The sequence below is a fragment of the Pseudomonas sp. NFACC46-3 genome (genome assembly GCF_900114515.1).
In the GTDB taxonomy this organism is placed as follows: Bacteria; Pseudomonadota; Gammaproteobacteria; order Pseudomonadales; family Pseudomonadaceae; genus Aquipseudomonas; species Aquipseudomonas fluorescens_Q.
The window spans coordinates 86,255-93,037 of sequence record NZ_FOTH01000004.1 but is presented as its reverse complement, the minus strand read 5'-3'; the positions used below and the strand labels follow the sequence as shown (position 1 = coordinate 93,037).

Genomic DNA, 6,783 nt, shown 5'->3' with positions numbered 1-6,783 from the left:
AGCGGCCCTAGAACCCGGCGACGCGGTGGATCAGGTTGATTGAGTGAGCTTGAGAGGGGCTGCTGCGCAGCCCAGCGGGAGCAAGCTCCCTCGCCACAAAAGCAGCCTTGACGAAAATCTCCCGTGGGAGCGAGCTTGCTCGCGATAGCGGTATCTCAGTCAACATCTAATGCAGGCTGAACCACCACCATCGTGAGCAAGCTCGCTCCCACAAGGGTGTGGCGGTGGGCTGCTTTGCGCGTTCGGCGCAATGGCCGCAAATCTGCGACAATCGCCCCCCTGCACAAACCGAAGACCCTTGCGTACCTGATGACTGACCAAGCCCCCGCTATCGACAAGCTGCTGAAAAACCTCGACCACGCCATGCTCGCCGACCGTCACCGGTTGCGGCGCCAGTTGCTCGAGCTGCGCAAGAAACCCGACGAGGCCAAGCTGGCCCAGTGGGTGGCGCGCATGCAGGCGTCGTGCGACCAGGTGTTGGCGCGCAAGGCCAGCCTGCCGGTGATCCGCTACGACGACAATCTACCGATCGCCGCCAAGCGCGACGAAATCAAGGACGCGCTGCTCAAGCACCAGGTGCTGATCATTGCCGGCGAGACCGGTTCGGGGAAAACCACGCAGTTGCCCAAGATCTGCCTGGAAATCGGTCGCGGCCAGCACGGCTTGATCGGCCACACCCAACCGCGCCGGATCGCCGCCCGCAGCGTCGCAAGCCGTGTTGCCGAAGAACTGGCCACGCCGTTGGGGGCGCTGGTGGGTTATCAGGTGCGCTTCGAGGACCAGAGCGACGCCAACACCCTGATCAAGCTGATGACCGACGGCATCCTGCTGGCCGAGACCCAGAACGACCGCTACCTCGAGCGCTACGACACGATCATCGTCGACGAAGCCCACGAACGCAGCCTGAACATCGACTTCCTGCTGGGCTACCTCAAGACCCTGCTGCCACGCCGTCCGGACCTGAAAGTCATCATCACCTCGGCGACCATCGACCTGGAGCGCTTCTCCAAGCATTTCGATGATGCGCCGATCGTGGAAGTCTCGGGCCGCACCTTCCCGGTGGAAACCTGGTATCGCCCGCTGACCCTGGAGCAGGACGAGGAAGGCAACCGGGTCGAGGATGACTTGACTGTCGACCAGGCGATCCTCGCCACCCTTGATGAAATCGCCGCCTACGAGCGCAGCGAGCGCCGCAGCCCTGGGGACGTGCTGGTGTTCCTGCCGGGCGAGCGGGAGATTCGCGACGCCGCGGAGATGCTGCGCAAGGCCCAGCTCAAGCACACCGAGATCCTGCCGCTGTATGCGCGACTGTCGCCGGCCGAACAGCAGCGGATCTTCCAGTCCCACCCGGGCCGTCGCGTGGTGCTGGCGACCAACGTCGCCGAAACCTCGCTGACCGTGCCGGGCATCCGCTACGTGATCGACAGCGGCACCGCGCGCATCAGCCGCTACAGCTATCGCGCCAAGGTCCAGCGCCTGCCCATCGAAGCCATTTCCCAGGCCAGCGCCAACCAGCGCAAGGGGCGCTGTGGGCGGGTCGAGCCGGGGATTTGCGTGCGGTTGTACAGCGAAGAAGATTTTCTTGGACGGCCGGAGTTCACTGACCCGGAAATCCTGCGCACCAACCTGGCGGCGGTGATCCTGCAGATGCTGCACCTGCGCCTCGGCGAGATCACTGATTTCCCGTTCATCGAGCCGCCGGATGGCAAGGCCATCAGTGACGGTTTCAACCTGCTGCAGGAATTGTCGGCGGTGGACCGCAACAGCCAATTGACCCCGCTCGGTCGCCAGTTGGCGCGCCTGCCGGTGGACCCGCGCATGGGCCGCATGCTGTTGGAAGCGGCGAAGCTGGGCAGTTTGCAGGAAGTGTTAATCGTCGCCAGTGCCATGTCGATCCAGGATCCGCGCGAGCGTCCGCCGGAGCGCCAACAGGCGGCGGACCAGGCCCACGCCCAGTGGAAGGACGCGGATTCGGACTTCGCCGGGCTGGTCAACCTGTGGCGCGGTTTCGAAGAGCAGCGCCAGGCCCTGACCGCCAGCCCGCTGCGCAATTGGTGCCGCAAGAACTTCCTCAACTACCTGCGCCTGCGCGAGTGGCGCGATTCCCATCGTCAGTTGAGCCTGATCTGCCGCGACATGCAGTTGAGCCTCAATAAAGAACCGGCCGATTACCCGAAACTGCACAAAGCGGTGCTTTCGGGCCTGTTGAGCCAGATCGGCCAGAAAACCGAAGAGGGCGACTACCTCGGCGCCCGCCAGCGGCGGTTCTGGGTCCATCCGTCTTCGGGCCTGGGCAAGAAGCGTCCGCAATGGCTGATGACCGCCGAACTGGTGGAAACCACCAAGCTGTATGCGCGCATGGTTGCCAAGATCGAACCGGACTGGATCGAGCCGCTGGCCGGGCACCTGATCAAGAAAAACCACTTCGAACCCCATTGGGAGAAGAAGCGCGGACAGGTGGTGGCCTATGAGCAAATCACCCTGTTCGGGCTCATCGTCGTTGGTCGACGGCCAGTGCATTACGGGCCGGTGGACCCGGTGGTGTCACGGGAGCTGTTCATCCGCGAGGCGCTGGTGCGCGGCGAGATCCAGTCCAAAGCCAAGTGCCTGAGTGCCAATACCCGGTTGCTGGAGCAACTCGACGAGCTGGAAGCCAAGGCCCGTCGCCGCGACATCCTGGCGGACGAGGAAACCCTGTTTGCCTTCTACGACGCGCGCTTGCCGGCCGAGATCCACCAGACCGCGACGTTCGACAGCTGGTACCGGATCAACAGCCAGAAAGACCCGCAACTGCTGATCATGCGCGAAGAAGACGTGTTGGCCCGCGAAGCCAGCGAAGTCACCGCCGCGCATTACCCCGACACCTTGCGCGTCGGCGACCTGACCTTGCCGCTGAGCTATCACTTCGAGCCCAACCACCCACGCGACGGCGTGACGTTGCGAGTGCCGGCGCCACTGCTGCCGATGCTACCGCCGGAGCGCCTGGAGTGGCTGGTGCCAGGGGTGATCGAAGCCAAGTGCATCGCCCTGGTGCGCAACCTGCCCAAGGCCTTGCGCAAGAACTTCGTGCCGGTGCCCGACTTCGTCAAGGCGGCGCTGCAACGCATCACCTTCGCCGAAGGTTCGTTGCCGCAAGCCCTGGGCCGTGAGTTGTTGCGCATGACCGGCGCGCGGGTCAGCGACGAAGCCTGGGCGGAAGCCGCGCAGCAGGTGGAAAGCCATCTGCGCATGAACCTGGAAATCGTCGACGGCCAGGGCAAGTTCCTCGGTGAGGGCCGGGACTTGGCCGAGCTGACGGCGCGCTTTGCCGAGGCCAGCCAGGCCGCCTTGGCCGTACCGCAAACGGCGAAAAGCCAGGTGCCGGTGGAGGCGAAAATCTTCGCGCCGGTGGCCGAGAAAACCCAGCAGAAGATCGCCGGGCTGTCGATGACGGTCTATCCGGCGCTGGTGGAAGAGGGCGGCGTGGTCAAGGAAGGCCGCTTCCCGACCCCGGCCGAAGCCGAGTTCCAGCATCGCCGCGCCTTGCAACGCTTGCTCATGCAGCAATTGGCCGAATCGGCCAAGTTCCTGCGTGGCAAGCTGCCGGGGCTGACGGAGCTGGGCCTGCTGTACCGCGACTTGGGCCGCATCGACGGCCTGGTGGAAGACATCCTGCTCGCCAGCCTCGACAGTTGTGTGCTCGAAGGCGAAGCGAGCCTGCCCCGCGACGGTGCCGCACTGGCCTCCCTGGCCGAGCGCAAGCGCGGCGGCTGGACCGAGCATGCCGAACGTCTGGCGAAACTGACCCTGGACATCCTCAAGCTCTGGCATGGCCTGCAAAAACGCTTCAAGGGCAAGATCGACCTGGCCCAGGCCGTGGCGCTGAACGATATCAAGCAGCAACTCAGCCACCTGGTGTACCCGGGGTTCGTGCGCGAAACCCCACATCAGTGGCTCAAGGAGCTGCCGCGCTACCTCAAGGCCATCGAGCAACGCTTCGAGAAGCTCGGTAGCCAGGTGCAGAAAGACCGGGTCTGGAGCGGCGAGCTGTCGAACCTCTGGGCCCAATACCAGGCCCGCGCCAGCAAGCACGCCCAGGAAGGCAAGCGCGATCCGCAACTGGAACTGTACCGCTGGTGGCTGGAGGAATACCGGGTGTCGCTGTTCGCCCAGCAACTGGGGACCAAGGTGCCGATTTCCGACAAGCGCCTGGGCAAGCAGTGGAGCCTGGTGGAGGGCTGATCGCAGAATCACGGGCAGGCCCGTAACCCACAGGTTTTATGTAGTAAGTGAGGGAGAATGGGCCAAACGCCAGCGTTTATGGCAAACTTCGCGGCTATAAATGCCGGTCCCGTGGTTTTGAGCTTCAATGCCTCGGGCGGATCGGAATAAAGCGATGCCAGGGCTGCTTCCCCGGATGGGAAAAGTCCCTTTGTGTATTGGTACGTCGGTGCCAATGCTTTCTGCCTGAACAGATCAGAGACACGACCATGCATAACGTCGTCATCAGCGGCACCGGCCTGTACACCCCGGCCAACAGCATCTCCAATGAAGAGCTGGTGCAATCTTTCAATACCTATGTCGCGCAATTCAACGCCGACAACGCCGATGCCATCGCGCGCGGTGAAGTCGAGGCGTTGACCGAATCCAACGCCGCGTTCATCGAAAAGGCCTCCGGCATCAAGAGCCGCTTTGTCATGGACAAGGAGGGCATTCTTGATCCGCAACGCATGACCCCACGGTTGCCCGAGCGCTCCAACGACGAGTGGTCGGTGCTCTGCGAGATGGCCATCGGCGCTGCGAAACAGGCCCTGGAGCGCGCCGGCCGCACGGCCGCCGACATCGACGGGGTCATCGTCGCCTGTTCCAACCTGCAGCGTGCCTACCCGGCCATCGCCATCGAAGTCCAGGAAGCCCTGGGCATCGAAGGTTTCGGTTTCGACATGAACGTGGCTTGTTCCTCAGCCACTTTCGGCATCCAGGCAGCAGCCAACAGCGTGCAACTGGGCCAGGCCCGGGCAATCCTGATGGTCAACCCGGAAGTGTGCACCGGCCACCTGAACTTCCGTGATCGCGACAGCCACTTCATCTTCGGCGACGCGGCCACCGCCGTGATCATCGAGCGGGCGGACCTGGCGACCTCGCCGTACCAGTTCGACGTGGTCAGCACCAAGCTGTTGACCAAGTTCTCCAACAACATTCGCAACAACTTCGGCTTCCTCAACCGCGCCGCCGAAGAAGGCATCGGTAGCCGTGACAAGCTGTTTGTCCAGGAAGGCCGCAAGGTGTTCCGCGACGTCTGCCCGATGGTGGCCGAGCTGATCGGTGCCCACCTGGAAGAAAACCAGCTGAACGTCGGCGAGGTGAAGCGCTTCTGGCTGCACCAGGCCAACCTGAGCATGAACCACCTGATCGTGCGCAAACTGCTGGGGCGCGAAGCCACCGAAGAGGAAGCGCCAGTGATCCTCGACCGCTACGCCAACACCAGTTCGGCGGGCTCGGTGATTGCTTTTCACAAATACCAGGATGACTTGCCCAGCGGTTCGGTCGCTGTGCTCAGTTCGTTCGGCGCTGGGTATTCGATTGGCAGTGTAATTTTGCGTAAGCATTGATCTGGTCTGGCTCAGCTTTGATCTGTGCCTTTTCAGTTTCTATCTGGGCTGGTTCAGCTTTTGTGTGGCGAGGGAGCTTGCTCCCGCTCGGTTGCGCAGCGACCGCAGAATCTTGGGGCCGCTTCGCAACCCAGCGGGAGCAAGCTCCCTCGCCACAAACAGAAAAATCATCAGTCTTCCAGGCAATGGGGCGTTGAATGACGGTCACCGATGACACCCTTCTGCTCCAACGCCTCCTGGCCGGTGAGCAGCAGGCCTATAAGGAGCTGGTCAGCGCCTACCAGAGCCCGATGCGCGCCGTGGCCTATGCCATCGTCGGCAGCCGCCATGTCGATGAGGTGGTGCAGGACGCGTGGCTGTCGGTGGTGCGTAATCTCAGTGGTTTCCAGGGACGTTCCAGCCTCAAGACCTGGCTGCTGACCATCACCGCCAACGCTGCCAAAGGGCGCTACAAACAGAACCGTCGGGAGGTGTTGCTCGACGATCTGCCGTCACCCCATGGCACCCTCGGCGATGATCGTTTCGCCGCCGACGGTCATTGGCTGTTGGCGCCGTTCGCCTGGCACCAGGACACGCCTGAGGCGCTGCTCACGATGGCGGAATTACGCGATTGCCTGGAGCACACATTGCTCAGCCTGTCGGAACTGCAAGGCAGCGTGCTGAACCTGCGGGAACGCCAGGGGCTGGAGCTGGAAGAAATCTGTAATCTTCTGGATATTTCGCTCTCCAATGTGCGAGTGCTGTTGCATCGCGCCCGGCTGAAAGTCTTCGCGACCGTTGAACATTTCGAGGAAACCGGCGAATGCTGACCTGCAAGGAACAAGTGGCGCGCTCCAGCGATTATCTCGACGGCCAGTTAAGTTTTCGTGAACGCCTGATGGTGCGTCATCACCTGATGTTCTGCCCCAACTGCCGGCGTTTTATCCGCCAGATGCGGCTAATGCAGGCGACCCTCAAAAAGCTTCCTGAAGCCCCCATTCCCGACCTGGATCACCTCGCCGAAAAACTCGCGGCTGAACGTAAACGTCACCACCCCTAGTTCCGTATGCACCTGCGACTGCTCTAACTTGCCGCTTGCAGCTCACCCCTTGCAGCTGCTTCTCAGTTATTCCCTTTCGAAGTAAAAAGTTCCGCTGTCATAAAATCTTTATGTGATAGCAACTCGCCTGACACAACCCGTCGCCAAGATCCC

The 6,783-nt window shown here is 62.4% G+C and carries 4 protein-coding genes; all 4 read left to right on the top strand.

Annotation, left to right across the window (positions count from 1 at the left end; genetic code table 11):
- Window positions 1-309 precede the first annotated feature (309 nt).
- The 4 genes from hrpA (at window position 310) to BM300_RS07210 (ending at window position 6,630) form a co-directional block, all read left to right on the top strand.
- Entirely contained in the window at window positions 310-4,221 is a 3,912-nt protein-coding gene (gene hrpA / locus BM300_RS07225) for an ATP-dependent RNA helicase HrpA (RefSeq protein ID WP_092462424.1), read from the top strand.
- A 248-nt stretch (window positions 4,222-4,469) separates the two neighbouring features.
- The gene (locus BM300_RS07220; protein ID WP_092413497.1) at window positions 4,470-5,591 is read left to right on the top strand and encodes a beta-ketoacyl-ACP synthase III; all 1,122 of its coding nucleotides are present in this window, start codon (window positions 4,470-4,472) and stop codon (window positions 5,589-5,591) included.
- A 197-nt stretch (window positions 5,592-5,788) separates the two neighbouring features.
- Complete coding sequence (locus BM300_RS07215; protein WP_072341392.1) at window positions 5,789-6,400, top strand: RNA polymerase sigma factor; 612 nt, start codon at window positions 5,789-5,791, stop codon at window positions 6,398-6,400.
- A complete protein-coding gene (locus tag BM300_RS07210; protein ID WP_063322478.1) occupies window positions 6,394-6,630 on the top strand; it encodes an anti-sigma factor family protein in 237 nt (78 codons plus the stop codon). Before BM300_RS07215 ends, BM300_RS07210 begins: the two co-directional genes overlap by 7 nt.
- Window positions 6,631-6,783 lie beyond the last annotated feature (153 nt).